Source organism: Bradyrhizobium sp. NBAIM08 (assembly GCF_020193935.1).
Taxonomy (GTDB): Bacteria; Pseudomonadota; Alphaproteobacteria; order Rhizobiales; family Xanthobacteraceae; genus Bradyrhizobium; species Bradyrhizobium yuanmingense.
Genome location: NZ_JADYVR010000464.1, coordinates 1 through 437 on the forward strand (window position 1 = coordinate 1; position 437 = coordinate 437).

A 437-nucleotide genomic window follows, 5' to 3' on the forward strand; every position below is an offset into this window, starting at 1 on the left:
GAGTACCTCATGGACGCCCTGTGGGAGGTCAAGAAGGACTGGGTCACGGGGACCAACGAGCGCGTGATGCTCACCCGCGACGAGATCTTCTGGCTCATGGACGTCCGTCCACTACCGCCCGTAACCACCTGAAGGAGATGCAATGACAGCGCGACTTTGTTCAGCAACCTACGACCGCCCAGCAGGAGGAAGCATCTTCTGCACGTTCATCCACGGGCACCACAATGACCCCGACCGAACCCCACACTCGTGGTACTGGGTGCAGCAAGAGGACGAGCGCGACGCCGCCCTCGACGCAGAGAAGTGCCTAGCGAATGACGACGCCCCTTCGGACGTGCAGGCCCTCCTCGACGCGATCACGGCGGGGAACGCAGACCCGTACCTCGAAGCCATCCTCGCCGTCACCCACAACCGCAAGCGCGCCCTTCGTGGAACAC

Annotated in this window: 1 protein-coding gene; it reads left to right on the plus strand. The window is 63.2% G+C overall.

Going from position 1 to position 437, the window contains the following annotated elements; genetic code table 11:
- Nucleotides 1-142: 142 nt before the first annotated feature.
- The coding region (locus I6F37_RS40455) for a hypothetical protein (RefSeq protein WP_225154443.1) at nucleotides 143-437 on the plus strand (295 nt) is incomplete at its 3' end.